The 24,641-nt window shown below is 40.6% G+C and carries 30 protein-coding genes; 2 read left to right on the forward strand and 28 right to left on the reverse strand.

The annotated features are described in order from the left end of the window. Positions 1-175 precede the first annotated feature (175 nt). The gene (locus tag ACH9UM_RS11720; RefSeq protein ID WP_022002984.1) at positions 176-1,000 is read left to right on the forward strand and encodes a hypothetical protein; all 825 of its coding nucleotides are present in this window, start codon (positions 176-178) and stop codon (positions 998-1,000) included. 241 nt (positions 1,001-1,241) lie between these two features. Here the strand turns inward: ACH9UM_RS11720 and ACH9UM_RS11725 are convergent, their stop codons facing one another. Genes ACH9UM_RS11725 through ACH9UM_RS11750 form a run of 6 tightly spaced genes read right to left on the reverse strand, consistent with a single transcriptional unit; the run spans position 1,242 to position 8,373 of the window. Then, on the reverse strand, positions 1,242-2,201 hold the full coding sequence (locus tag ACH9UM_RS11725) for an N-acetylglucosamine kinase (protein ID WP_155236775.1): 960 nt from the start codon (positions 2,199-2,201) through the stop codon (positions 1,242-1,244). Next, positions 2,198-3,511: an alpha-glucosidase/alpha-galactosidase gene (locus ACH9UM_RS11730; protein ID WP_004847470.1), complete on the reverse strand. Its 1,314-nt coding sequence runs from the start codon at positions 3,509-3,511 to the stop codon at positions 2,198-2,200. The genes ACH9UM_RS11725 and ACH9UM_RS11730 overlap by 4 nt, the downstream gene beginning before the upstream one ends. A gap of 17 nt (positions 3,512-3,528) precedes the next feature. Beyond that, entirely contained in the window at positions 3,529-4,344 is an 816-nt protein-coding gene (locus ACH9UM_RS11735) for a carbohydrate ABC transporter permease (protein WP_009243072.1), read from the reverse strand. 12 nt (positions 4,345-4,356) lie between these two features. Beyond that, positions 4,357-5,253 (reverse strand): carbohydrate ABC transporter permease, encoded by an 897-nt coding sequence (locus ACH9UM_RS11740; RefSeq protein ID WP_009321436.1) that lies wholly within the window; start codon positions 5,251-5,253, stop codon positions 4,357-4,359. A gap of 51 nt (positions 5,254-5,304) precedes the next feature. Beyond that, positions 5,305-6,621, reverse strand: a complete 1,317-nt coding sequence (locus tag ACH9UM_RS11745) for an ABC transporter substrate-binding protein (protein ID WP_009243074.1) — start codon at positions 6,619-6,621, stop codon at positions 5,305-5,307. A gap of 18 nt (positions 6,622-6,639) precedes the next feature. Next, complete coding sequence (locus ACH9UM_RS11750) at positions 6,640-8,373, reverse strand: glycoside hydrolase family 2 protein (protein ID WP_009243075.1); 1,734 nt, start codon at positions 8,371-8,373, stop codon at positions 6,640-6,642. Positions 8,374-8,680: 307 nt separating this feature from the next. Here ACH9UM_RS11750 and ACH9UM_RS11755 point away from each other — a divergent pair, with 307 nt between their 5' ends. Further along, positions 8,681-9,406, forward strand: coding sequence for a GntR family transcriptional regulator (locus ACH9UM_RS11755; protein ID WP_004847482.1), 726 nt, complete (start codon positions 8,681-8,683; stop codon positions 9,404-9,406). Between the two features lie 164 nt (positions 9,407-9,570). Here the strand turns inward: ACH9UM_RS11755 and ACH9UM_RS11760 are convergent, their stop codons facing one another. From ACH9UM_RS11760 to rplX, 22 genes are all read right to left on the reverse strand, one after another. Continuing rightward, positions 9,571-9,876 carry a hypothetical protein gene (locus ACH9UM_RS11760; RefSeq protein ID WP_400091414.1) on the reverse strand — a complete coding sequence of 102 codons (306 nt, stop codon included), beginning with the start codon at positions 9,874-9,876 and terminating at the stop codon, positions 9,571-9,573. Positions 9,877-9,903: 27 nt separating this feature from the next. Continuing rightward, positions 9,904-10,146 (reverse strand): TetR/AcrR family transcriptional regulator, encoded by a 243-nt coding sequence (locus tag ACH9UM_RS11765; protein ID WP_400091417.1) that lies wholly within the window; start codon positions 10,144-10,146, stop codon positions 9,904-9,906. Positions 10,147-10,206: 60 nt separating this feature from the next. Beyond that, positions 10,207-10,962: an aminoglycoside phosphotransferase family protein gene (locus ACH9UM_RS11770; protein WP_009243077.1), complete on the reverse strand. Its 756-nt coding sequence runs from the start codon at positions 10,960-10,962 to the stop codon at positions 10,207-10,209. A gap of 268 nt (positions 10,963-11,230) precedes the next feature. Then, a complete protein-coding gene (gene adhE / locus ACH9UM_RS11775; protein WP_009243078.1) occupies positions 11,231-13,849 on the reverse strand; it encodes a bifunctional acetaldehyde-CoA/alcohol dehydrogenase in 2,619 nt (872 codons plus the stop codon). Between the two features lie 279 nt (positions 13,850-14,128). Continuing rightward, positions 14,129-14,647: a bL17 family ribosomal protein gene (locus ACH9UM_RS11780; RefSeq protein WP_400091420.1), complete on the reverse strand. Its 519-nt coding sequence runs from the start codon at positions 14,645-14,647 to the stop codon at positions 14,129-14,131. Between the two features lie 261 nt (positions 14,648-14,908). Next, positions 14,909-15,871, reverse strand: a complete 963-nt coding sequence (locus ACH9UM_RS11785; RefSeq protein WP_009243080.1) for a DNA-directed RNA polymerase subunit alpha — start codon at positions 15,869-15,871, stop codon at positions 14,909-14,911. Between the two features lie 59 nt (positions 15,872-15,930). After that, positions 15,931-16,524, reverse strand: a complete 594-nt coding sequence (gene rpsD / locus ACH9UM_RS11790; protein ID WP_009243081.1) for a 30S ribosomal protein S4 — start codon at positions 16,522-16,524, stop codon at positions 15,931-15,933. An 85-nt stretch (positions 16,525-16,609) separates the two neighbouring features. Next, a complete protein-coding gene (rpsK, locus tag ACH9UM_RS11795) occupies positions 16,610-17,005 on the reverse strand; it encodes a 30S ribosomal protein S11 (RefSeq protein ID WP_005613028.1) in 396 nt (131 codons plus the stop codon). Between the two features lie 151 nt (positions 17,006-17,156). Continuing rightward, positions 17,157-17,525, reverse strand: a complete 369-nt coding sequence (gene rpsM, locus ACH9UM_RS11800; RefSeq protein WP_009243082.1) for a 30S ribosomal protein S13 — start codon at positions 17,523-17,525, stop codon at positions 17,157-17,159. Positions 17,526-17,916: 391 nt separating this feature from the next. Further along, a complete protein-coding gene (rpmJ, locus tag ACH9UM_RS11805; protein ID WP_003497809.1) occupies positions 17,917-18,030 on the reverse strand; it encodes a 50S ribosomal protein L36 in 114 nt (37 codons plus the stop codon). A 286-nt stretch (positions 18,031-18,316) separates the two neighbouring features. Then, positions 18,317-18,535, reverse strand: a complete 219-nt coding sequence (gene infA, locus ACH9UM_RS11810) for a translation initiation factor IF-1 (RefSeq protein ID WP_004847497.1) — start codon at positions 18,533-18,535, stop codon at positions 18,317-18,319. A 47-nt stretch (positions 18,536-18,582) separates the two neighbouring features. After that, positions 18,583-19,227: an adenylate kinase gene (locus tag ACH9UM_RS11815; RefSeq protein WP_044929484.1), complete on the reverse strand. Its 645-nt coding sequence runs from the start codon at positions 19,225-19,227 to the stop codon at positions 18,583-18,585. A gap of 156 nt (positions 19,228-19,383) precedes the next feature. Then, on the reverse strand, positions 19,384-20,736 hold the full coding sequence (gene secY, locus ACH9UM_RS11820) for a preprotein translocase subunit SecY (protein ID WP_004847499.1): 1,353 nt from the start codon (positions 20,734-20,736) through the stop codon (positions 19,384-19,386). Then, positions 20,736-21,176 carry a 50S ribosomal protein L15 gene (gene rplO / locus ACH9UM_RS11825; RefSeq protein WP_004847500.1) on the reverse strand — a complete coding sequence of 147 codons (441 nt, stop codon included), beginning with the start codon at positions 21,174-21,176 and terminating at the stop codon, positions 20,736-20,738. The genes secY and rplO overlap by 1 nt, the downstream gene beginning before the upstream one ends. A 20-nt stretch (positions 21,177-21,196) precedes the next feature. Then, positions 21,197-21,379: a 50S ribosomal protein L30 gene (gene rpmD, locus ACH9UM_RS11830; RefSeq protein ID WP_004847501.1), complete on the reverse strand. Its 183-nt coding sequence runs from the start codon at positions 21,377-21,379 to the stop codon at positions 21,197-21,199. Between the two features lie 59 nt (positions 21,380-21,438). Next, complete coding sequence (gene rpsE, locus ACH9UM_RS11835) at positions 21,439-21,948, reverse strand: 30S ribosomal protein S5 (RefSeq protein WP_004847502.1); 510 nt, start codon at positions 21,946-21,948, stop codon at positions 21,439-21,441. Positions 21,949-21,963: 15 nt separating this feature from the next. Next, positions 21,964-22,332, reverse strand: a complete 369-nt coding sequence (rplR, locus tag ACH9UM_RS11840) for a 50S ribosomal protein L18 (protein ID WP_004847503.1) — start codon at positions 22,330-22,332, stop codon at positions 21,964-21,966. A gap of 17 nt (positions 22,333-22,349) precedes the next feature. Beyond that, complete coding sequence (gene rplF / locus ACH9UM_RS11845; protein ID WP_004847504.1) at positions 22,350-22,892, reverse strand: 50S ribosomal protein L6; 543 nt, start codon at positions 22,890-22,892, stop codon at positions 22,350-22,352. A gap of 179 nt (positions 22,893-23,071) precedes the next feature. Then, positions 23,072-23,473: a 30S ribosomal protein S8 gene (rpsH, locus tag ACH9UM_RS11850; protein WP_004847505.1), complete on the reverse strand. Its 402-nt coding sequence runs from the start codon at positions 23,471-23,473 to the stop codon at positions 23,072-23,074. 88 nt (positions 23,474-23,561) lie between these two features. Further along, entirely contained in the window at positions 23,562-23,747 is a 186-nt protein-coding gene (locus ACH9UM_RS11855; RefSeq protein ID WP_004847508.1) for a type Z 30S ribosomal protein S14, read from the reverse strand. 12 nt (positions 23,748-23,759) lie between these two features. After that, positions 23,760-24,299: a 50S ribosomal protein L5 gene (gene rplE, locus ACH9UM_RS11860; RefSeq protein ID WP_009243084.1), complete on the reverse strand. Its 540-nt coding sequence runs from the start codon at positions 24,297-24,299 to the stop codon at positions 23,760-23,762. 23 nt (positions 24,300-24,322) lie between these two features. Continuing rightward, on the reverse strand, positions 24,323-24,634 hold the full coding sequence (gene rplX, locus ACH9UM_RS11865) for a 50S ribosomal protein L24 (protein WP_009243085.1): 312 nt from the start codon (positions 24,632-24,634) through the stop codon (positions 24,323-24,325). Between the last annotated feature and the right edge of the window lie 7 nt (positions 24,635-24,641).

Below are 24,641 nucleotides of genomic sequence, written 5' to 3' on the forward strand. Positions count from 1 at the left end.
CGATCAACTCTTCCATCCGAAATAAGCCGTCTTCTAATTGTTTCTTAGACTTCATAAGCCATTTATCCAATATTACAAGCGCACCTTTTTCCTTTTTAATATCTCATAAATGATGATATACTTATTTACAACAACCGTTAAAACTTTTTATATCAAACAAGGGGGAAAACAGATCATGAAAGGAAAATACTTAAAAAAATGGATGTCTGTCTTTTTATCAACAGCACTGGCAATCAGCAGCATTTCAGGTTGCGGAAATTCAGACAAAGAACCTACAGACTCCACAGACAAATCTGCGAACGAAACAACAGATACAGCAAATAAAGACACCGCATCGGACGAAGCATCAGATGTACAAGATGGCGATACGCCTCTGATCGGATCATGGATCGATCTTAGTTACGGTATACAAGTGAAAATTGAAAAAGACGGAACTTTTGTCGTTTGGAATGATGAACAAACAGCCAAAGGAACGTACACATACGAAAACAACTATTTAGTAATGACATCAAAAGACGTCCAAAACGAAGAAAAAGGATATGTGAAACTTTCAGATGATCATTTTGCGTTATTTACTTCTGACTCTATGATCCTAGATTACACTACTGATTGTTTTGTACGCAGCAGCGCCGCTGACAAATATGATCCTGCAAAAGATTTTAGCAGATATAACCAGGCATGGACTATAGCATCCGGTCCTGACCAATTTGTAATCAACAATGAAACATACGACGCCAACGAACTGTATATTATTTTAACAGAAGGAAACCGATTGAGAATAGGAAAACCTGAAAAAATCGGCGATTCTAACTACGAAGTACTGACAGAAGGTCTGATTGAGTTTTCAGATAACTATAATAAGCTGGAATTTATTTTCAGCGATCCTTTTACAGGACAAGACGGAACTGACTACAGATCCGAATTAAAAGACGGTCAGTGGATCATTTCCCCTGAAGGAGAGATTGCCGACAATCCTCAGCTTGTTTTATCACCTTTGTAAAAATGCTCTAAGGTGATCATTGCAATCATCAGAAGCGCCAAAAGTACGTTCCAAGATTGACAGACGCTCACCACGTAAAAAGGAGCTGTCAGTAAATACTGTTTTTTAGCTGCTAAATCTTAAAATAAGAGAATCTCCTACAGAAATCAACATTTTTGATACTTGATCTTCCATGGGAGATTCTTATTTTTTTGTATATGTTTTCGAGCGCCCCTTCAAGATGATAATTGAACGTTCCTCTCTACTTTATGTCAAATCCTCTTCTAATCGCCTCTATGTATTGTTTTTCACCATCGAACATCTCCGCCGCTAACAAAGAGGCGCCTTCTACCGGCGTATATTTAGGCGCGCATAACCGGACGCCTTCTGTTTTCAACTGTTCTCGTAACGGGCCTAATATAAACTCTCCTGCATGAAACAAACCTCCTGAATAAGATACAAGTGTTCCTTCGCCGAATTTCAACTTCCGGTATACGGAACCAACGATCATTGCCAACTCATCCGCCGCAATCTCATACATTTTCACAGCTTCCAAATCTCCTTTTTGGGCAGCTTCTAACAAATATTTTTGAAGGCCTGCTATTTTCGTTCGATCATTTCGGTACCGCCGATTAAAAATATCAATAATATCAAAATCACATTTTAACTCAAATCTATTCCGAAAAATCTCCAAAAGAGCGCCTTTTTCCGCCCTTCCATCGCTTTCTTTTGAAAAAAGTTCTAAAGATTTCATACCAAGCCAGTAACATGATCCTTCATCCGAAAATCTTTCATCCCATCCGCCGGCACGAGCTTCCTCACCCGCGTCATTTCTTCCATATGCAATCGATCCGGTGCCGGCAACGAGATTAATCCCGGAAGATAATCCGAGGGATCCCGCCCACCCCACCACACTATCGTTCACAATTTTCACAGGGAGTTCTGTTATTTCTTTAATACGGGACAAAAATTCACCATCACCGTCTTTCGACTCTCCCCAGTTAGGAAGAGCGAGACAAATGTACGCTTCCCGGTCATTCAAAATTTCGTGAACCGTTTCTTTTAAAAGCGCAATCGAATTGTCCATTCCTACATGTTTGTAAGATACTGTAGCAATCGTCTTTGCTTCAATAATATCTCCATTTTCATTTATAAGCAAAAAGGCCGTTTTCGTTCCACCGCCATCTATCCCTAAAAAGAACACCCCGTTTCCTCCATTCAACAATGTTTTTCCCAAGCTTCCGGAAGCAAATCAAGATTTGCACGGATAAGATCTTTTAACAATAATTCCGGATATTTGCAATTAGATACAAGCGGATCCAAAAACATCGCCTGCCGTGCAAGCTCATAATTACATGTTGCCGCCGCTTCTACCATTAACAGATATTCTCTCCCAAGGCGATCGCACTGTGCTGCAATCGCATCCGGAAGTTTTCCGATTTTCTGCGGATGAAGCCCAAACTCATCAATATAAGTAGGTAATTCTACAATGATACCCGAAGAGACATTATCGATATAACCATTGTTGATCACATTGACCATTTCATCAGAAATATCTCCTGTTGCAAGCGAACGAATAAAATAAGTCGCTGTTTCTCCTGAGCCTTTCAGGAATTCTTCATATCCCTCTTTTTTTGTCCTTACTTCATCAAACAGAACTCTTGCCTCTTCTCTCCAACCGTCAACAACTTTAAAATCATTGTTTTTCCACTCATAATCCTGTTCCATAAGAACTTCTTCTTTCATGTAATACGGAAAAAACTCTCCCACATGACGATCACCGGGCGCCGGATATAAACCATATATGTCATATAACTGCTTTGAAATAGGTTCTTTTTTATCAAATCCGCTCTCTTTTAATTTGTCATGTAACTTAGGATAAACGTCTTTGCCATCAATCTTCATATCCGTAAACCACGTTAAATGATTAATTCCTGCGGCACGATATGTAAATCTTTCTATCGGAACTTTAAAAACTTCTTCTGCAAGTTGTTTTGCCATATCCGGCGTTCCATGACATAAACCGAAATTCTTAATTTTTGTATATTTCTGAAGCGCAAGGCAGATTGCCCCCTCGGGATTGGCATAATTAATTATCCATGCATCCGGGCAGATCTCTTCCATTGTTTTAGCAACATCAAGGATGACCGGTATCGTTCTTAATGCTCGAATAATCCCGCCCGGACCTATTGTATCTCCAACCGACTGAAGTACTCCGTGTTTTGTCGACACCTCTATGTCACTCTTCCAACGCTCGTACCCTCCTGTTGCAATCGTATTAAACAAATAATCCGTTCCCGGCAGCGCCTCTTTATAGTCAATATGCGCTGTAACTTCAAATTCCTGACCCGAAAATGCAACAAGCTCTTTCACAGCTTCTTCCGTCTCTCTAAGCAGCTTTTCATCCAAATCCACAAGTGCGATATGCCCCTTTTTTATAGTATCTTCTTTCAGAATATCTCCCACAAGTCTCATTGTAAAAACAGAACTTCCCGCACCCAAAAAAACAAATTTAAAAAACTCTTTTTTCATTCTCTCCAGTCCCCTTTCTATTTAATTCCAGTCATTGTAATTCCTTCTATAAACTGCTTTTGGAAAATAAAATATATAATAATAATCGGTATCATAACCAAAACACCCGCACTCATCGAAGTACAGTAATCCGTTAACAAGCTGGAATTAAAGAAATTCAACGCCAGCGGCAACGTCATTTTATCTTCATCTACAATCGCTATTAACGGCCACAAATAATCATTCCATCTTCCCATAAATATAAAAATGCACAGTGCCGCGATTGCAGGTTTGATCGTATGAATTACAATGCCAAAAAAGATTCTCCATTCCCCTGCCCCATCGATCCTAGCCGCCTCTAATATATCATTCGGAATGCTTTCCGCAAATTGACGACACAAAAATATTCCAAATCCCGATACCATGAAAGGTATAATCAGCGCTGACATAGAATTTAAAATATTCAACTTGCTGCAAATGATATATGTGGGAATCATCGTTACCTGAAAAGGAACCATCATCGTAATCAACACACAAACAAACAGAAAATTTTTCCCCTTAAAATTAAATTTACCAAAAATATATCCCCCAAGACAACTCGTAAATACTACGATAGCTGTTGATACGACAGATGAAAACAAACTGTTCCACAGCCAGGTCATAAATGGGGCTTCAGTCAATACTTTCTTATATCCGGATACGATCCATTCTGATGGGAAAAATGTTGTCGGTATACTCATAATTTCCGCATTGCTTTTGAAAGACAGCATCAAACACCAAAAAAACGGAAATGCAACAACTATAAAGGCAACTGCTAAAATAATAATTTTCCCTATTCGCACAAGCTTTTTCACCTTCGACACCTCCTAGTATTCCCAGTCTTGCTTTCCGACTTTTAACTGAACTAATGATACTATTAATATAATACCAAGCAACACAACTGCCATCGCCGATGCATATCCCATCTGCGAATATCTGAACGCATAATTATAGATATTTAATCCTATGACATTCGTATGGTTTTCCGGTCCTCCCTGCGTCATAATCTGCACCTGAGCAAAAACCTGAAAATACGAAATGCATGTCATAATGACAACAAAAAGCATATTCCTCGACATCAAAGGCAATGTAATTTTAAAAAATTTCTGTATACTGTTTGCCCCGTCAATTTCAGCCGCTTCTAAAAACATATTCGGTATATTATCTAACCCTGACATCAATATGACCAAATTGTATCCCAAATCGCACCAAAGCGTAACCAGTACAATACTAAACAAAGCCGTTCTCGGATCATTTAACCAGTTAATCGGATGATCCATTCCAAGTGCCATCAGTGCCTGATTTAAAACTCCATTCGCAGGATCGAACATAATCAACCAAACATAACACACTGCAACAATCGGCACTACTGCCGGCAAAAACATCCAGCCACGAAAAAAGCTTCTTGCCCCTTTTTTTCGAAGTGATTTAATCAATACCGCTAAAAATGTGGAAATACAAATATTTAAAACTACTGCGACTAAAACAAATACTACTGTATTTTTAAGCGCTCCTAAAAACTCCGGATCTTGAAATAACATCTTATAATTCGCCAGTCCCACAAAGGGAGCTCCCGGAAATCCATTATAATTATAAAATGACATTACAATGCTGAATATGATAGGAACTACAGAAAATATAAAAAACAGCAGCATTATCGGAGTAAGTCCACATACAATAAATCGTCTTTGAAGACGTTTTAATCTGCTTGTCTTTTTTTCCACCGCCACTCCTCCAATCAGTTTGAGAGGAGACAAACGTCTCCTCTTAAATACTTATTTTGCCTGTTTCAATAATTCCTGAATATGGTTATTGATACTTGTCTCCATTTCCTCCAACGCTTCATCTGTACCAATACTTCCAGATGCCGCTTTTGTAAATGTATCTAATAAAGTTTTCTTAACAAAGTCCATATCCTGAACAGGTCCTACGCTTCTTGCATACTGTAAATACTGATACTGATCGCTCACTCTTACATTTCTTTCATCCGACTGATAACCCTCATCATCAATAATCGCTTTTAAGGACGCAACTGTTCCTGTTCCCAAATTAAACTCTTTTGCATTTTCAGGTTCCATACAATATTTTACGAAATCCCACGCGGTATCTTTATTTTTACTGTTTTCAGAAACAACATATCCCCAGCCTGATTCAACTGCAAAATATGGAATATCGCCTTTTACAGGAGGCATAAATACATATTTCCAATTTTCATTTTCCAAATCATCTCCAACTGCAGATGCCCAGGAACCTTTTACTAATTGAGCCGCTTTGTTTGCAAAGAAATACTGCTCTGTCGGCATTTTTGCAGTAATGTGTTTCGTATCTGTTACTTTTTCCACCGTAACGAGATCTACTAATTTTTGCCACGCTTCTTTCGCTTCCGGAGAAGTCAGAACAAACTTTGTCTGATCCTCATTCCAAAAATCTCCACCATTTTGCATAATCCATGACAAGAATAATGCCGCAAAGTTATCTCCGTTATAAAACTCAAGTCCGCCATACTCCTGAACATCCCCATTGAATTTTGCGCTATTTTTCGCAATCTTCATCACATCGTCGAATGTTTTCGGTCCGTCAGGAACGCCTGCCGCCGCCGCATCTTCCCGATTATAGAATAGTCCATACTCAACATTCATCTCAATCGGAACTCCATAGTAAGTTCCGTCCTTTGCATATCCATCTACAGCGCCCTGTAAATAATCTGTCTCAAAGTTTGCAGATAATTCTTCCGGAACTTCCGCCAGCAGTTTCTGATTCATGTAAGTCGGAATCCACGCTCCAAACACTTGCATAATATCCGGTTCATTTCCGGCAGTAAAAGCTGCTTTCATTTTCTGACTCATGGCATCATAAGGAAATGTCTGAATATTAATCTTTACTCCCGTTTCCTTTTCATAATTCTCCGCAAGTTTCTTTGTCTCGTCAACAAATGCCTGTCCATTATGCATCCACAAATTCAATTCCTTAGACGCCTCTTTGTTTCCGCCGTTTTCCTTGTCTCCGCCTGCAGAACATCCGCCTAAAATCATTCCCGTAGTCATAACTCCCGCCAATACTACTGACATAATCTTTAACGATCTCTTTTTCATTTTCTTACTTCCTCCTTTTTAATGTCCTTTTTTGTTCCAAAATACACCTTCAGGCAAATCATTAATTGCTCTTATTTTTTCCGGATTTACCTTAAACCTCCTTTCTTCCGTCAGAAAACCGTTTTTCTCTTGCTGTACGTCGGATAATTGCGTATAACAGTATCCGCAAACATATGGCAGAGATTTGATTCCTACCGTAAGAGCTTTATATCTTTCCAGAAAATCTTCCTCTGTTTTTACTTTTTCACCGTATCCCCATGACTCTTTATCATTATCCTCAAAGGCAATGCCTCCGTACTCACTAATCAGAACAGGTTCTCCTTTATAACCAAACCCTTGCGCATAAGCTGCCCTGAAATTATTATGATAAATCTCGCAGCTTAACACTTCTTCTTTTTTAGTTAAGTATTTACGCCGCATTATTTCTCCGTCTTCTTCATAATCATGAAGTGTTAAAATATCCGACGTAGTGTGTTCCCAGCCATCATTAGAAATAACAGGTCTTGTGCTGTCCAACGATTTTGTCAAATGATAAACCGCCTGCGAATAGTTTTGCTGGCAAACATCTCTTTCAATCGCGGGCACTCCCCATGATTCATTTAGCGGAGTCCATATGATAATGCAGGGGTGATTATAATTTTGCTCAACAATCTCAGTCCACTCTCTCACAAAATTTTTCGCAGCTTTATCAGAATATTTATAGAAAGATGGACCTTCTCCCCAAACAAGAAGTCCGTGCACATCACACCAGTACAAAAAACGATCGCTTTCTGTTTTCTGATGTTTTCTCACGCCATTAAATCCCATCCGTTTTACATATTCTATATCCTTTAGCAGCACGTCATCGTTTTCCGGCGTTAATCCGGTATCTTTCCAATACCCTTGATCAAGAACCAATCTCTGATACAAAGGCTGCCCATTCAATAGGACAAGACCGTTTCTGATTCGGATATCTCTCATACCAAAATAAGATTCCACTTCATCTTTACAGTTATCATCCTCATCTAAAATCGAGATTTTTAATGTATACAAGTTCGGAGCGTCAGGACTCCACAGTTCGATCCCCCACTCCCCAACGTACTTGTTATATACGTCTATATCCATCTGACAGACACCTGCTTCTAATTTTCCGGAAACACTATTAATAAATTTCCCTTCAAAATAAACGTCCGATTTCATTATTAAATTCTCTTTATTTGAATGACACATTGTATGAATGGTAACTGTCTTTTTATAAATATCGGGCGTAATCTTTATTTTTTCCACATAATCATCAGAAACCTGTTCAAGCCATACGTCTTTCCATATACCAGTCGTCTGAACGTACCAGCATCCATAATTATCAGATAACCAACGTTGTTTTCCCCGAACCTGCTCTTCACTATGCGGATCTTCAACTCTTATGCTAAGAAGCACTTCTTCGCCTTCTGCAAATTTTCCAAGTTCAAACGCAAATCTTGTATATGCTCCGTCATGTGATCCTTTATAAACTCCATTCACCCAAAGATCTAAATGATAATCGCACCCCTCAAAATTAATTTGAATACTTTGATCTTTTTTAAACTCATTTGTTATGGTTATGTTTTTCCAATACCATATAACTCCATGCGGTCTTTCATCTCCGATCCCACTTTTACCCGTTTCATATGTGAAGGGAACATTGATTTTACGATCCCCTCTGACGGTATGACTCCATCCCTCTAAAACCCCTATATTCTCATCATCAAACGCAAAATCCCACTGTCCGTTCAATAAGAAAAAAGACTCTCTTTTTAATTGTGGCCTTGGATACAAATCTTTCGTTCTTATTTTGGATCACCTCCTCTAATTGGTATTATAATAGTATTACATTTATTCAATATTTGCAACAATTAGATATTAACCTTAGTATTTTTATGCGAATTGCATATATTCTTCCACTACTCATTGTGTATTTCGATAATTTTTATTCTATTTCATTGATTTTTTTGTGCGTTTATTATATTATTTTATTATCAGTATAATTAGCACTCACCCATGAAATGATATTGTTTCAATTATTTACTATTACGAGGGGCTTATGAAAGAAAATAACAACAATACAATTTACAAGTATTCTCAGCTATATGACATTTTGCTTGAGAAAATACTCGCAAACGAATGGAAGGCTAATGATAAAATGCCTACTGAGCGAGAATTGAGCATTAGATACAACGTAAGCCGAGTCACAGTCCGAGACACACTAAACCGGCTGGCTCAAGCCGGATACATTTATCGGATTCAAGGAAAAGGAACTTTTGTATCTGTTCGAAAAATAGAAAAAAAATTAACAAAACTGTATACTCTCAGGAAACGTTTTGAAGAAAAAGGCGTTGTGCATGAAGTTAAGACACTTCAATTTGAAGTAATCTCTCCCTCTGACGATATCCGAGAAAAATTAGAAATAATAGAAAACGAAGATGTGTATAAACTTATACGCTGCTTTTATGCAGATCATATTCCATATGCTATTGAGATTTCATTCGTACCAACAGGCCCTTATCCTGATTTGAGCGCAAATGATATAGAAAAGCAGGGATTGTATAAAAGCATGCAAATGTATAACATTATTCCGGAACATGCAAGCGAAAATATTTTCGCTGTAAAATTAACAAATGAAGATGCCCTAATATTAGGTCTGAAACCACAGGACATAGCAATACAAATTGAGAGAACAACCCATTCAAACAATCGTATCATTGAATTTACAACATCACTAATAAAAACAGAATACTTTTATTACACATCGGAACTTAGTTCTACATAAATACCCGGCAGTTCCTTCGGGTGTCCCTGTGCATAGAAAGACTCTTCGACTGTAATACAACAAAACTGCCGCTTTAACGATTCATGAAATCGTAAAGCGGCAGTTCCATATTCTCATTCCGATGTATTCCTACAATTTCGCATTTTAACAAAACCGTATTTAATCTATTCTGTCAAAATCCCTGATCTTAGCACCTCTTCCAACAGACACTGCGTTTCTTTTTTCGTCTGCTCAAGAGAATTTCCTTCCCTCCGGCATTCATTCACAAATCCTAACATTCCGAAACAGACAAAACCTGCTATCTTTTTTGCGGAATATTTCAATTTACTCCGCACATGAGCTGTATGCATCTCAACCGTCTCTAAAATAATACTGTAAAGGCGAGATGCCAGATACGGATTCACCTCCGGATTCGTATACTGAAAGAAATCAAACCGGGCATAATAAAGATCCAAAATCGCATTCAGCATATTTACATACCCGAGTACAAGTTCCCCCTACGGATTATTCTCCTTCTGCCGTCTGTAATAATCTTCTCTGCCTATACTACGCATATCGTTAAAGATATCGTCCAAAAGAGATTGCTTGTCACTGTAATGCGAGTAAAACGTAATTCTGCTGACCTTTGCCTCTTTACAGAGTTCCGTAACAGAAATGTGTTCAAAATCTTCGATCGAAAGCATTCTGATCATCGCATCCTTAAGATTATGCTTTGTTCTTATGATCCGCTTATCTTCCATATCCGGTAAAATTCCTTCCTCTATCCACTCCTTTTACTATTGATAATAATATCGAAACTTCTATTGATAGTCAATAACATCGATCCATTTCATCAGGAAGTCTTTCTCCAGTTCATTGTCTTTTGTAAGCTGCGCTGCCGCCACGATCGGAAGCCACTGCTGTACATACTGTCTTGCCGTATCGCTCTTTTTGCAGAACAATTTCAAATACAGATCTGCTGTTTCCTGATCTTTCAATGCAAAGAGAAGATATGTCATAGCCGCGTCCGCACTTGCATTTCCCTGTGTTGCATGCGCCCAGTCCACAACCGTCATCTTGCCGTTTTTACCTACGATCACATTACTCGGATTGAAATCGCCGTGGCATACTTTATTATGTTTCGGCATACTTTCAAGTCTTGTAAGAAGCTCGTATCTTGTTGTTGCATCCAAATCTTTCAGGCTGTTGATCTGGCGGGCAAGCTTATCTTTCATTCCTTTCAGAAGAGGAGATGTTTTGCCGTGAATCTGAAGCTGAAGGTCTACAAAATCTTCCATATACTTCTCAATATTCTTTTTGTCGGAATTCATCATATCTTCCATTGTCTTTCCGTCTTTATACTCGATCTCGAGCGCCCACTTGCCTTCAACCAGGGAAACTCCTTTCACCTTAGGAATATCCAGTCCTGTTTCTTCGATCCGCGCCGTGATCAAAGCTTCGTTAAATACATCTGACTTCGGATGCTCTTCGTTAAATACTTTCACAATACTGTCGTCACATTTATAGACGGTTTTATACGAACGTTTTACGATAATGTTGTTTTCTTCAAGTTTCATGGTAGGTTCCTCCTTAAATGGGTTTTTGTTTTTCGTTTTTGATGAGCTCATTATACACCGTAATTTTCAGGAAAGAAACCCCTTAAAGCAAACTTTGTGCAATTTTTAACTATTTTTTTATTATTGATCTAATTGTTAATTTTTTATCATTCCTTCTGTTTTGTTTTTATTTTGTACATAGATTTATATGTTTGAACCGAAATAATTTGAAAAAAGCAAACAGAGCGCTGTGAAAGCAGCGCTCTGTTATTATTCGCAGTTACGGTTCTTATTTACCGTAGTAGCATTTCAGGTAGATTTCTTTGATCTCCTTCATAAGCGGATATCTCGGGTTTGCTCCTGTACACTGGTCGTTAAATGCCTGTTCGCACATATCATCCAAAGTATCAAGGAAGTATTTCTCGTCAATACCGTAATCTTTAATTGTTTTCTTAATACCGATCTTTTCTTTCAGATCTTCAAGTTTTGCGATGAAGTTCTCAAATACTTCTTCGTCTGTGTTTCCTGTGCATCCTGCAAAACGTCCAAGCTCTGCATATCTTGCAAGTGCATGCGGATACTGATACTGTGAGAATGTTCCCATCTTTGTCGGAACTTCTGCCGCATTATATCTCATAACTTCCGTAAGGATTACAGCGTTTGCAACACCGTGCGGTAAGTGATGGAATGCACCAAGTTTATGAGCCATAGAGTGGTTCACACCAAGGAACGCATTTGCAAATGCCATACCTGCCATACAGGAAGCGTTTGCCATCTCTTCACGAGCTTTCGGATCGTTTGCTCCGTTCTCGTATGCTGACGGAAGGTTTTCAAATACCATTTTAACAGCTTTCATTGCAAGACCGTCTGTATAGTCTGTTGCCATGATAGATACATATGCTTCGATCGCATGTGTCATAACGTCGATACCTGATGCGCTTGTCAGTCCCTTCGGAGCTGTCATTGCATTGTCAACGTCAACGATTGCCATGTTCGGAAGAAGTTCGTAGTCGGCGATCGGCCATTTAACGCCTGTTTCAGCATCTGTAATGATCGCGAACGGTGTAACCTCAGAACCTGTTCCTGAAGATGTCGGAATAGCTACGAAGTATGCTTTCTCTCCCATTTTCGGGAATGTAAATACTCTCTTACGGATATCCATGAAGTCCATAGCCATGTCTTCAAAGTTTGCTTCCGGATGCTCATACATAAGCCACATGATCTTAGCAGCATCCATTGCAGATCCACCGCCGAGTGCGATAATTGTATCCGGCTCGAATGCTCTCATCTGAGCAACACCTTCCTGAGCACACTGCAGAGTCGGGTCCGGAGCTACGTTATAGAAGCATGTATGCTGAATTCCCATCTCATCCAGTTTCTTCTCGATCGGATCTACATATCCGTTTTTGTAAAGGAATGTATCTGTAACGATGAATGCTTTCTTTTTGTGCATTACTGTTCCCAGCTCGTCAAGCGCTACCGGCATACATCCTTTCTTAAAGTAAACTTTCTCAGGTGTTCTAAACCACAGCATATTCTCTCTCCTCTCGGCAACTGTTTTCACGTTCAGAAGATGTTTTACACCAACGTTTTCTGATACGGAGTTTCCACCCCATGATCCACATCCAAGTGTAAGTGACGGAGCAAGTTTAAAGTTGTAAAGATCTCCGATACCACCCTGTGAAGCCGGTGTATTGATCAGAACACGGCAAGTTTTCATTGCTTCGTAATGTTTCTGGATCTTCTCTTTCTCTGCCGGATGTACATACAGAGAAGATGTATGTCCGTATCCGCCGTCAGCTACAAGCTGTGCAGCTTTATCAAGAGCTTCGTCAAATGTTTTTGCTTTATACATTGCAAGTACCGGTGACAGTTTCTCGTGAGCAAATTCTTCTGCGATATCTACAGACTCAACTTCACCGATAAGGATTTTTGTATCTTCCGGAACATTTACACCTGCAAGTTTTGCGATTTCATATGCAGATTTTCCCGGAATTTTGCTGTTAAGAGCTCCGTTAATGATGATTGTTTTACGAACCGCATCAAGCTCTTTTCCAGGTTTCAGGAAGTAGCAGCCTCTGTAAGCGAACTCTTTTTTCGCCTGCTCGTATACGCTCTCCAGAACAGTTACAGACTGCTCGGAAGCACAGATCATACCATTATCAAATGTTTTAGAATGGATAATAGAGTTTACAGCCATTCTTACATCTGCTGTGTCATCAATGATAACCGGTGTATTTCCGGCGCCAACGCCAAGAGCCGGTTTTCCTGAAGAGTAAGCAGCTTTTACCATTCCCGGGCCACCTGTTGCCAGAATGATGTCTGCGTCTCTCATAACTGTGTTTGTGAGCTCCAGTGACGGTGCATCGATCCATCCGATGATTCCTTCCGGCGCTCCTGCTTTTACAGCAGCTTCAAGTACAACTTTTGCAGCTGCGATCGTACATTCTTTTGCAGCCGGGTGTGGGCTGATGATGATCGCATTTCTTGTCTTCAAACAGATCAATGTTTTGAAGATTGCCGTAGAAGTCGGGTTTGTTGTCGGGATAACCGCAGCAACAAGACCGATCGGCTCTGCTACTTTTTTGATTCCGTAAGCTGTATCTTCTTCGATCACGCCACAAGTTTTTGTGTTCTTGTATGCGTTATATATATACTCTGCAGCATAGTGGTTTTTGATAACTTTATCTTCAACAATACCTCTCTGCGTCTCTTCTACTGCCATCTTTGCAAGCGGGATACGCTGTTTGTTGGCTGCCATAGCTGCTTCATAGAAAATCTTGTCAACCTGCTCCTGAGTAAATGTCGCGAAAACTTTCTGTGCTTCGCGCATTGCTTTCATTTTTGCTTCAAGCGCTTCTACACTGTCAACAATCTCAGGTACGACTGTTTTTTCTTTCTTTGCCATTTGATAATTCCTCCTGTAATTGAGTTCCGGTTTATCTTTTCAACCGTTATCTATCTTGTTTCTCACAAGTTCAAGTATATCTGTTTGTTAAATAATTGTCAACAACATATTTGTTAATATTTTAACGGTATTTTTTTTGTATTATTTGTGCATTTTCTACAAAACAGTAAAAATCCTATGAAAATTATCATTGTAAAAAAACTCCTCCTATGAATTTCATAGAAAGAGTTTCTCATTAATTCAATATTAATCTGCCGAAAATATTCGGGAACTCAGCTATTATACAAGCTCAAGAAGAACTTCCATCGCCGCGTCACCTTTACGCTGACCGATCTTCACGATTCTTGTGTAACCACCGTTACGATCTGCATATTTCGGAGCGATCTCATCAAATAATTTTGCAACCATATCGACTTCTTTTGCCTTTTTGTTCTCGCCCTCTTTAACCGGGTAAAGAACTTTCAGCATCTCACGTCTTGCGTGAAGTCTGCTCGGCTGATCTTTTTTGATCTTTTTCTCTACTTCATCGTAAACAGTAACTTTCTTTCCGTCTACAACTTCTTTTACTCTCTTGCCGTCTTTATCTTTGCGGGCAACTTTTGCCATTACTGTTACTTCATCGAAATTATCTTTCTCTTTCACAGCCAACGCGATAAGACTTTCTGCTGTTTTACGGATTTCTTTTGCTTTCGCCTCAGTTGTAACGATCTTTCCGTTGTTAAGCAGAGCTGTTACCTGATTTCTGATCAATGCTTTTCTCTGGCTGGATGTTCTGCCGAGTTTTCTATATTTTGCCATTCTTATATTTCCTCCTAATCTTTCCGTCATAATTCGGATGCGCCGTCTGCAGAACCGCGCTTCGCACGTCTGCCGCTATTGTTTATAAACAAAACCTTAACGCATACTCGTTCTTTTTGAAAAACACGCCGGCACGCATTTTCCCTCCCGGTATATGTCTGAACTATGACTACACATTCAATTATGCATCTTCGGGCTTATTAATCAAATGCTCGCGGATCGTCCCGTATTCCGAACAATCCACGATTTTCTATAAAGCGATTATTCCTCGCCCTGATTCAACTCAAGATTGAGTTCTTTTAACTTAGCAAGCACTTCCTCAAGTGATTTACGTCCGAGGTTACGAACTTTCATCATATCTTCAGGAGTCTTATTAGTAAGTTCTTCTACCGTATTGATTCCGGCTCTCTTCAGACAATTATAGGAACGAACGGAAAGTTCAAGTTCATCAATGCTCATCTCAAGAACTTTCTCTTTCTCATCGTCTTCTTTCTCGATCATTACTTCCGCAACCTGAGCAACTTCCGAAAGATCAACGAAAAGTTTCAAATGTTCGCTCAGCACTTTTGCCGCAAGGCTTACCGCCTCATCAGGAAGCATTGTTCCTTTTGTCCAAACATCAAGTGTTAATTTATCATAATCCGTAATCTGTCCGACACGAGTATTCTCAACAGTCAGATTCACACGTTCAACCGGTGTATAGATCGAGTCAATCGCAATCACTCCGATCGGCATATCTTCTGTTTTGTTCTTATCAGAACTTACATATCCTCTGCCCTTTGTGATCGTCAATTCCATATTCAGCCTGCAGTCTTTGCCGCCGCTCAATGTAGCGATCACCTGATCCGGATTTACGATCTCAATATCAGGGTCATTAATATTGATGTCTGCTCCTGTCACAACACCTTCGCCTTCAAACTCAATATATACTGTTTTCGGCTCGTCTGACTCAGACATATTTCTTATCGCGAGAGATTTCAAATTCATGATAATCTCCGTAACGTCTTCTTTTACGCCCGGTATCGAACTGAATTCATGAAGAACTCCGTCGATCTTAACGGAACTGATCGCAGAACCCGGAAGAGATGAGAGCATGATTCTTCTTAGAGAATTTCCGAGTGTTGTACCATATCCTCTTTCAAGCGGTTCTACAACAAATCTTCCATATTTTTTATCTTCCGAAACATCCGTAATCTCAATATTAGGTTTATTAAAATCAAACACTACACAGACCCTCCTTTTGGGTTTTAAAATGTTGAAGGGATACGCTGTTGCAGCCGATATTATTTAGAATATAACTCGACAATCAACATCTCATCTACCGGAACATCGATCGCTTCTCTTGCCGGAAGTTCTTTTACAGATCCTTTCAGGTTCTCTGCATCAACATCGAGCCATTCCGGAACCATGTTGCTGCCAGTCGCTTCAAGAATGTCTTTATATCTCTGTGAGCCTTTTTTGTTTTCTTTGATCTCAATCGTATCTCCTGCTTTTACAAGGTAAGACGGAATGTTTACCTGTTTTCCGTTTACGAGAACGTGTTTGTGATCAACGATCTGTCTTGCTTCTTTTCTTGTTCTTGCAAGTCCCATGCGGAAGATTACGTTGTCCAGTCTGGACTCAAGAATTCTCATCAGGTTTTCACCTGTCATTCCTTCCATCTGTTTTGCTTTCGCATAGTAGTTTCTAAACGGTTTTTCAAGTACGCCGTAGATGAATTTCGCTTTCTGTTTCTCGCGAAGCTGCAGACCGTACTCGCTCATTTTTCTGTTTGCTCTTTTTAACTGTCTGTTAGATTTTTTATTAATTCCGAGGTAAATCGGATCCATGCCTAAAGAACGGCATCTTTTAAGAACAGGAACTCTGTTTACTGCCATGTCTATCCTCCTAATTTATACATACGAGCGGTTTCATACCGCTTTCCAAGTTACTTTCCGGTGTATGATAATGTTCAGCCGTCGATTACACTCTTCTGCGTTTCGGCGGGCGGCATCCGTTATGCGGAACCGGTGTTACGTCTTTGATACTTACTACGTCAATACCGCATGCCTGAAGAGCACGGATTGCCGCTTCACGTCCTGATCCCGGTCCTTTTACGAATACATCTACAGACTTAAGTCCGTGTACCAATGCCGCTTTAGCTGCTGTCTCAGCTGCCATCTGCGCTGCATATGGAGTAGATTTTCTTGAACCTCTAAATCCCAGACCGCCTGCACTTGCCCATGAAAGAGCATTTCCCTGTGTATCTGTTAATGTAACGATTGTATTATTAAAAGATGACTGGATATGTGCCTGTCCTCGTTCAACGTTTTTCTTGACACGTTTTTTTGTTACTTTTTTTGCAACTTTCTTTGCCATTTAAACTAACCTACTTTCTTCTTTCTCTTTGATTTAATTCCTTGTTATAACAAGTTTGTTCGCTCAGCTAAGCTCATGCTTCGCATTTGCTAAGATTTGCGAACGGCTTCGCACTAAATTCAAACTTCGTTTTCATTAAGTTGCTTTCAGCTTATTTTTTCTTGTTTGCTACTGTTCTCTTCGGACCTTTACATGTTCTTGCGTTTGTCTTTGTCTTCTGACCACGCACCGGAAGTCCTTTTCTATGACGGATTCCACGGTAGCATCCGATTTCTTTCAGTCTCTTGATGTTAAGCTGGATCTCTCTTCTAAGATCACCTTCTACAACCTGAGTTTCATCGATCACTGCGCTGATCTTTTTTACTTCTTCACTTGTAAGATCTCTTACACGAGTATTCGGATCTACTCCTGCATCTGCCAAAATACGGCTTGCGCTTGTTCTTCCGATTCCATAAATATAAGTCAAGCCGATCTCTACACGTTTGTCTCTTGGTAAGTCTACACCTGCAATACGAGCCATGTGTCTTTCCTCCATTTTCTTTGTTTATACTGTCTTTAATTGAGGCTGCGGACGCTCTGCTTATTATAATGCCGCATCCTACCGGCCTTTTGCCGATATCCCAGCCCAGACGCGTTCTCCTCGCGCCCTTTCCCGGCACGGATCTTATCCGTCAATGCAAACGCCGGGTATTAGAAGCAATATACAATCGCATCCGTTCAAGCCATATGCCGGCTCTGCCTATGATCGTCACAAATGGACGAAACGGGCAAACTACGGAAGCGGGACACACGCACTGCCGGTACCTGATGGGCAGATACGGTGTAACCTTACTGTATATTAAACAGCTCTACACACATCCTCGTGTGTCATGCTGTCAGCCGCCTAAATCACTTCACAAACTTCCTGTCAATTAACCCTGACGCTGTTTGTGTTTCGGATTTTCACAGATTACTCTGATGCTTCCTTTTCTTTTAATAATCTTGCATTTTTCACAAATTGGTTTTACTGATGATCTAACCTTCATGTCAAATCCTCCTTCCCTTCTTTGCTTACCTACAATTTCCGGTCATTTGGGCACACCTCACCAGAAATGACCATTTCATAGTATATCACCAACCCCGCATTTAAGTCAACCCTCTATTTCTTATACTTTCCTATTTCTTTTTCGCTCCGCTTTTTAATCGCAAATATTACGCAAAAAAGTTGTTCTGTACATAAGCCCTGACTCTTCGTCACTGCAGTCTCACAGAACAACTTCCCGTAAATACTCAAATTCCGCCCGGCTTTATTGCACCGGCTTCCTTTATGCTTTATTTATCTCTCCAGATAATTCTCCCCTTGCTAAGATCATATGGCGACATCTCGAGCGTCACTTTATCTCCCGGAAGAATTTTAATAAAGTTCATTCTTAATTTTCCGCTGATATGTGCAAGAACGATATGTCCGTTCTCGAGTTCCACTTTAAACATTGCATTCGGGAGCTTCTCTACTACTACTCCCTCGATTTCTATTACGTCAGCTTTTGACATATTATTTAATCCTCCTGAATTTCGGCATCACATGCCGTTTCACATTTTTACTCTCCCAGAATCCTTACAATTTCCGCAAATACATCATCAATATCGATCGTTCCGTCTACTTCCTTTAAAATACCGGACTGTGTATAATAATCGATCAAAGGCTGCGTCTGGTCATGATAGACGCCAAGTCTTTTCAGAACTGTTTCCGGCTTGTCATCGTCGCGAAGAATCAAACCGCCTCCGCATTTATCGCAAATTCCTTCTTCTTTCGTAGGGGCATATACGAGATGATATGTTGCCCCGCAGTCTACGCAGGCTCTTCTTCCCGACATTCTGTTTACGATATTTTCATCCGGAACTTCTACGTCGATAGCATAATCTATCTTCTGTCCCATGTCGGCAAGAGCTTTGTCTAATGCTTCTGCCTGCGGAATCGTACGCGGAAAACCGTCAAGCACATATCCGTTCGCACAATCATCCTGATTCACTCTATCTACAACAAGATCGACTACTAATTCATCCGGCACAAGAAGACCCTGATCCATATATGTCTTCGCCTTTTTCCCAAGCTCCGTTCCGTTTTTGATATTGGCACGGAAAATATCTCCCGTGGAAATATGTGGAATCGAATATTTTTCTGCAATCTTTTTAGCCTGTGTTCCTTTTCCGGCTCCCGGCGCTCCCAGCATGATAATCTTCATAACTTCTACCTCCGATCGATATGCAAACAGTTCTTTTGCCCCGAAATATTTTCCTGCATACAGAACTGTTTTTTGTTTTATCTTAAAATACACCTTGAGCCCGCTGCGTTTTGCCTTTTTCAAGGCAAAACAGGGCGAGCTGTTAAACATTGTTATTTAATATCCAAGAAAGCTGTTTGACGCGTTGCTTCCTTTATTATTTAAGAATCCTGTGTAATTTCTCACAAGCATCTGCGACTCAATCTTCTTGATCGTTTCAAGCACAACACCTACGATAATGATAAGCGATGTTCCTCCGAAAGAAACGTTTGCGCCGAACATACCATTGAAGAAGAATGGGATTACCTGAACGATAATCAGTCCGCATGCGCCTATGAAAATAATGTAATTCAAAATTTTCTGCAAATATTCAACTGTCGGTTTTCCCGGACGAATACCCGGAACAAATCCGCCGCTCTTCTTCATATTATTTGCAATCTCCAAAGGATTAAATGTAATCGATGTATAGAAATATGCAAAGAAGATTGTGAGCAGAATATATACAAGCAGTCCAACCGTATAAACCGGTTTTGCCGGATTACACCAGTTGTTTGAATTCATTGCAGCAAGGATCTGGCTTCCGATGCCTGTTCCGTTTCCTTTTCCGAGGAACTGGGCAATGACGATCGGAGTCTGCATCAAAGATGATGCAAAGATAACCGGGATTACTCCGGCAGTGTTTACACGAAGCGGAATATGTGTAGACTGTCCGCCGTATGTTTTTCTTCCCTGTACTTTTTTAGAATACTGTACCGCAATTCGTCTTTCTCCGCTCTGAAGAAGAACAACAAAGACTACTACTGCAAGAATTACCGCTAAAATAATCAATCCCGCAAGACCTGCCTGAGCAAGTTTCTTTCCACTCATGAATTTCTCGTAAAGTGTGTATAAATCACTCGGAACACGAGAAATAATATTGATCAGAAGAACGATAGAAATACCGTTTCCGACACCGTTTTCAGTGATGCGCTCACCGATCCACATCATAAAGGCACTTCCCGCCGTCAGTGTACATACGACAACTGCACAGCTTACGAAATTGTATTCTTCGAGAAGACCCTGTCGACCGAATCCAACTGCCATTGCAGTAGACTCAATAAGCGCCAGCGCAACTGTCACATAACGTGTAATTGCGGCAATCTTCTTTCTTCCTTCTTCTCCTTCTTTTTGCATCTCCTCTAATTTCGGAATTGCGATTGTGAGAAGCTGCATAATAATGGATGAAGTGATGTACGGTGTGATGCTCAATGCAAAAATGGAAAAGTTTGTAAACGAGCCTCCGGTGAACGCTTCAAAAAAGTTGAAAGCGTCCCCCGTCTGCTGTGCAAAAAATTCCTTGATAAATGTCGGATCTACCCCCGGAGTCGGAAGCTGTGATCCAAGTCTTACGATGACAAGCATTACGAACGTATAAAAAATTCGTTTTCTGATATCCTCAATCTGAAATGCTTTACGCACTGTCTTCAGCATTAGATCACCTCTGCTTTTCCACCAAGCGCTTCAATTTTCTCAGCAGCTTTTGCACTAAATGCATTTGCCTGAACTGTAAGCTTCTTAGTTAACTCTCCATTTCCAAGAATTTTAACTCCGTCTCTCGGGTTTTTCACGATACCGCTCTCGATCAGTGTTTCAACAGATACTGTAGCTCCGTCCTCGAATCTTTCGAGTTCGCTGATGTTGATACCTACGATCGTCTTAGAGTTTCTGCAAGTGAATCCTCTCTTCGGTATTCTTCTGTACAAAGGCATCTGACCGCCTTCGAATCCGGGTCTTGTAGCGCCGGAACGTGCTTTCTGTCCCTTATGGCCTTTACCGGCTGTCTTACCGTTTCCTGAACCATGTCCACGGCCTCTTCTGAAATTATCACTCTGTTTTGAACCGTCTGCCGGTCTTAAGTTTGATAAGTCCATGACGTTACCTCCTTATCTTTTTATGCCTCTTCTTCAACCTTAACTAAATGTCTAACCTGCTGTACCATACCTCTGGTAGCTGCATTGTCCGGCAGTACGACTGTCTTGCCGGTCTTCTTGAGACCAAGAGCCTCAACTGTTCTTTTATGCTTTGGTATGGCTCCGATTGTAGACTTTACTAACGTAACTTTTAAGTTTGCCATTTCAATCTTACCTCCTTATGCGATAGGATAGAATCTGTTATTCAACATTTTCTATCGTCTTAGCCCATGATCTCCTCGATCGATTTGCCGCGAAGTCTTGCAACATCTTCCGGAGACTTAACGTCTTTGAGTCCTTCGATCGTAGCAAGTACGACATTCTGTTTATTGTTTGATCCGAGAGATTTTGTACGAATATTTTTGATTCCCGCCATCTCGATCACGGCACGAGCCGGACCTCCGGCGATTACTCCTGTACCATCCGGAGCTTTTTTCAGAAGTACGGATGCACTTCCGAATTTTCCGAGTACATCGTGTGTGATACTTCCGTTCTCATCGAATGTGATCTCGATCATTTTCTTCATAGCGTCTTCTTTCCCTTTGCGGATCGCTTCCGGGATTTCAGTAGCTTTTCCCAAACCTGCACCAACATGACCATTGCCGTCTCCGACAACAACTAAAGCTGTAAATCTGAAGTTACGACCACCTTTAACAACTTTGGTAACACGTTTGATTGATACCACTTTTTCTAATAATTCCATCTGACTAGCATCAATGCGTTCCTGTCTCATCTGTGTTCTCCCTTCCTAGAAATTCAGCCCGGCTTCTCTTGCTGCGTCTGCCAGTGCTTTGATCTTACCCTGATAAATGAAGCCGCCTCTGTCGAATACAACTTCTGTAATACCTTTTTCTTTTGCTTTCTCGGCAATTACTTTTCCGAGGCATGCTGCTGCTTCAACGTTGTTTGTTTTCTCAAGTTCTGCTTTCACATCTTTCTGAAGAGTGGAAGCCGCAACCAGAGTATTTCCAACAGTGTCGTCGATGATCTGAGCATACATATGATTATTACTTCTAAAAACAGCTAAACGCGGTCTTTCAGCAGTGCCGCTGAAACGGTTGCGTAATTTCATGTGTTTTTTTCTACGAATTTCGCTTCTTGATTTCTTACTAACCATTTTCACACTCTCCTTATTTATTTCTTACCGGTCTTACCTACTTTACGTCTGATTACTTCGTCAGCATATTTAATACCTTTGCCCTTATATGGCTCCGGTCTTCTCTTATCTCTGATCTCAGCCGCATACTGTCCAACTTTTTCTTTGTCGATTCCTTTTACAGTGATCTTGTTCTGACCTTCCAGAACTGTCTCAACGCCTTCCGGATCGATCATCTCAACCGGATGAGAATATCCAAGGTTCAGTGTCAGTTTATTTCCTGATTTTGATGCTCTGTAACCTACACCGTTTACTTCAAGGACTTTCTGATATCCTTCTGTAACTCCGACAACCATGTTGTTGATCAGTGTTCTTGTCAAACCGTGAAGAGATTTCATTTTCTTGAGATCGTTCGGTCTTGTTACAGTTACTTCTTCGCCTTCAACCTTAATTTCCATTTCTGTCGGAAGCTCTCTTGTAAGAGTTCCTTTCGGACCTTTCACAGTCACTACATTGTTCTCTGCAACTTCTACAGTTACTCCTGCAGGAATTGCAACCGGCAGTCTTCCTATACGTGACATACCCTATTCCTCCTTAACTTAGATTTTCGGAGGAGCTGCTTTGGCTCCTCTGTTTTCAGTTGCATTGAGCACTTAGCGAAGTACTTTCGAGCTTAGTGCGAAAGTACACCTCGACGCTTAACGAGGTCTCCCACGAGTTTAGCGGCGATGGTGTTTCCTCTGTACTCAACGGATTTAAATTACCAAACGAAGCAAAGTACCTCTCCGCCTACGCCGAGTTTTCTTGCTTCTTTATCTGTTACAACGCCTTTGTTTGTAGAAATGATCGCTGTTCCAAGTCCGCCGAGTACTCTCGGGATATCTTCTGTGTTTGCATAAACACGAAGTCCCGGTTTTGAGATTCTCTTAAGTCCTGTGATAACTTTCTCGTTCTTATCAGCACCGTATTTCAGTGTGATATGAATTGTCTGAAAGTGTCCGTCTTCTACAAGATCATATTTTGCGATATATCCCTCATCAAGAAGAATATTTGCGATAGCAAGTTTCATCTTGGATGCCGGTACATCAACTGTATCATGTTTTGCAGTGTTCGCATTACGGATTCTTGTAAGCATATCTGCAATAGGATCGCTCATAGTCATGTGGATGTATCCTCCTTTTATATTCTATCTGTTCTACATTTTCTGCCCCGCGGAAAATTTCTTTGCGATGCGCCAAACTGCTTTCGGCTTACCAGCTGGCTTTCTTAACTCCCGGGATCTGTCCTTTGTATGCCAGTTCACGGAAGCAGATACGGCAGATTCCATATTTTCTCAAATACGCATGCGGACGTCCGCAGATTCTGCAGCGGCTATATTCTCTTGTGGAGAATTTAGGCTTGCGCTGCTGTTTGATTTTCATAGATGTCTTTGCCATGATTTTCCTCCTTTATTTTGCAAACGGCATATTGAACTGTTTCAATAATTCACGTGCTTCCTCGTCAGTTTTGGCTGTTGTAACAAAGATTACGTCCATACCTCTGACTTTGTCGATCTTATCATATTCGATCTCCGGGAAAATCAACTGCTCCTTGATTCCAAGTGCATAGTTTCCTCTTCCGTCAAATGCGTTCGGGTTTACACCTCTGAAGTCACGCACACGCGGAAGCGCAAGGTTAATCAGACGATCAACGAACTCATACATTTTCTCGCCTCTAAGCGTAACCTTACATCCGATCGGCATACCCTCTCTGATTTTGAAGTTAGCCACGGAGTTCTTTGCTCTTGTAACAACGGCTTTCTGACCTGCGATCTTTTCCATATCGGCGATTGCAGACTCTAAAACCTTTGCATTTTCTTTTGCTTCGCCAACGCCCATGTTGATAACAACTTTGTCGAGCTTCGGCACTTCCATAATATTTTTATATCCGAATTTTTTGATCATTGCGTCAACGATCTCATTCTGGTACTGTTCTTTCAGTCTACTCAAAGTCCTTGGTCCTCCTTCCCGAATTAATCAATAACTTCGCCAGTCTTCTTTGCGAAACGAACTTTTTTGTCTCCATCCATTTTGAAGCCTACTCGTGTTGCCTGACCTTTGTGCATAAGCATTACGTTAGATGCATCGATATAACCTTCCTGATGTACGATGCCACCGTTCTGGTTTGCTGCGCTCGGCTTTGTGTGCTTTGTCAGCATATTGACGCCTTCAACGAGGACTCTTCCGTCTTTTTTATTTACGGCGATAACTTTGCCCTCTTTGTCTTTATCTTTTCCGGCGATAACCTTTACAGTGTCGCCTGTTTTAATTTTCATAGTTGACATTCTTAGG

The sequence above is a fragment of the Mediterraneibacter torques genome (genome assembly GCF_044591705.1).
Taxonomy (GTDB): Bacteria; Bacillota; Clostridia; order Lachnospirales; family Lachnospiraceae; genus Mediterraneibacter; species Mediterraneibacter torques.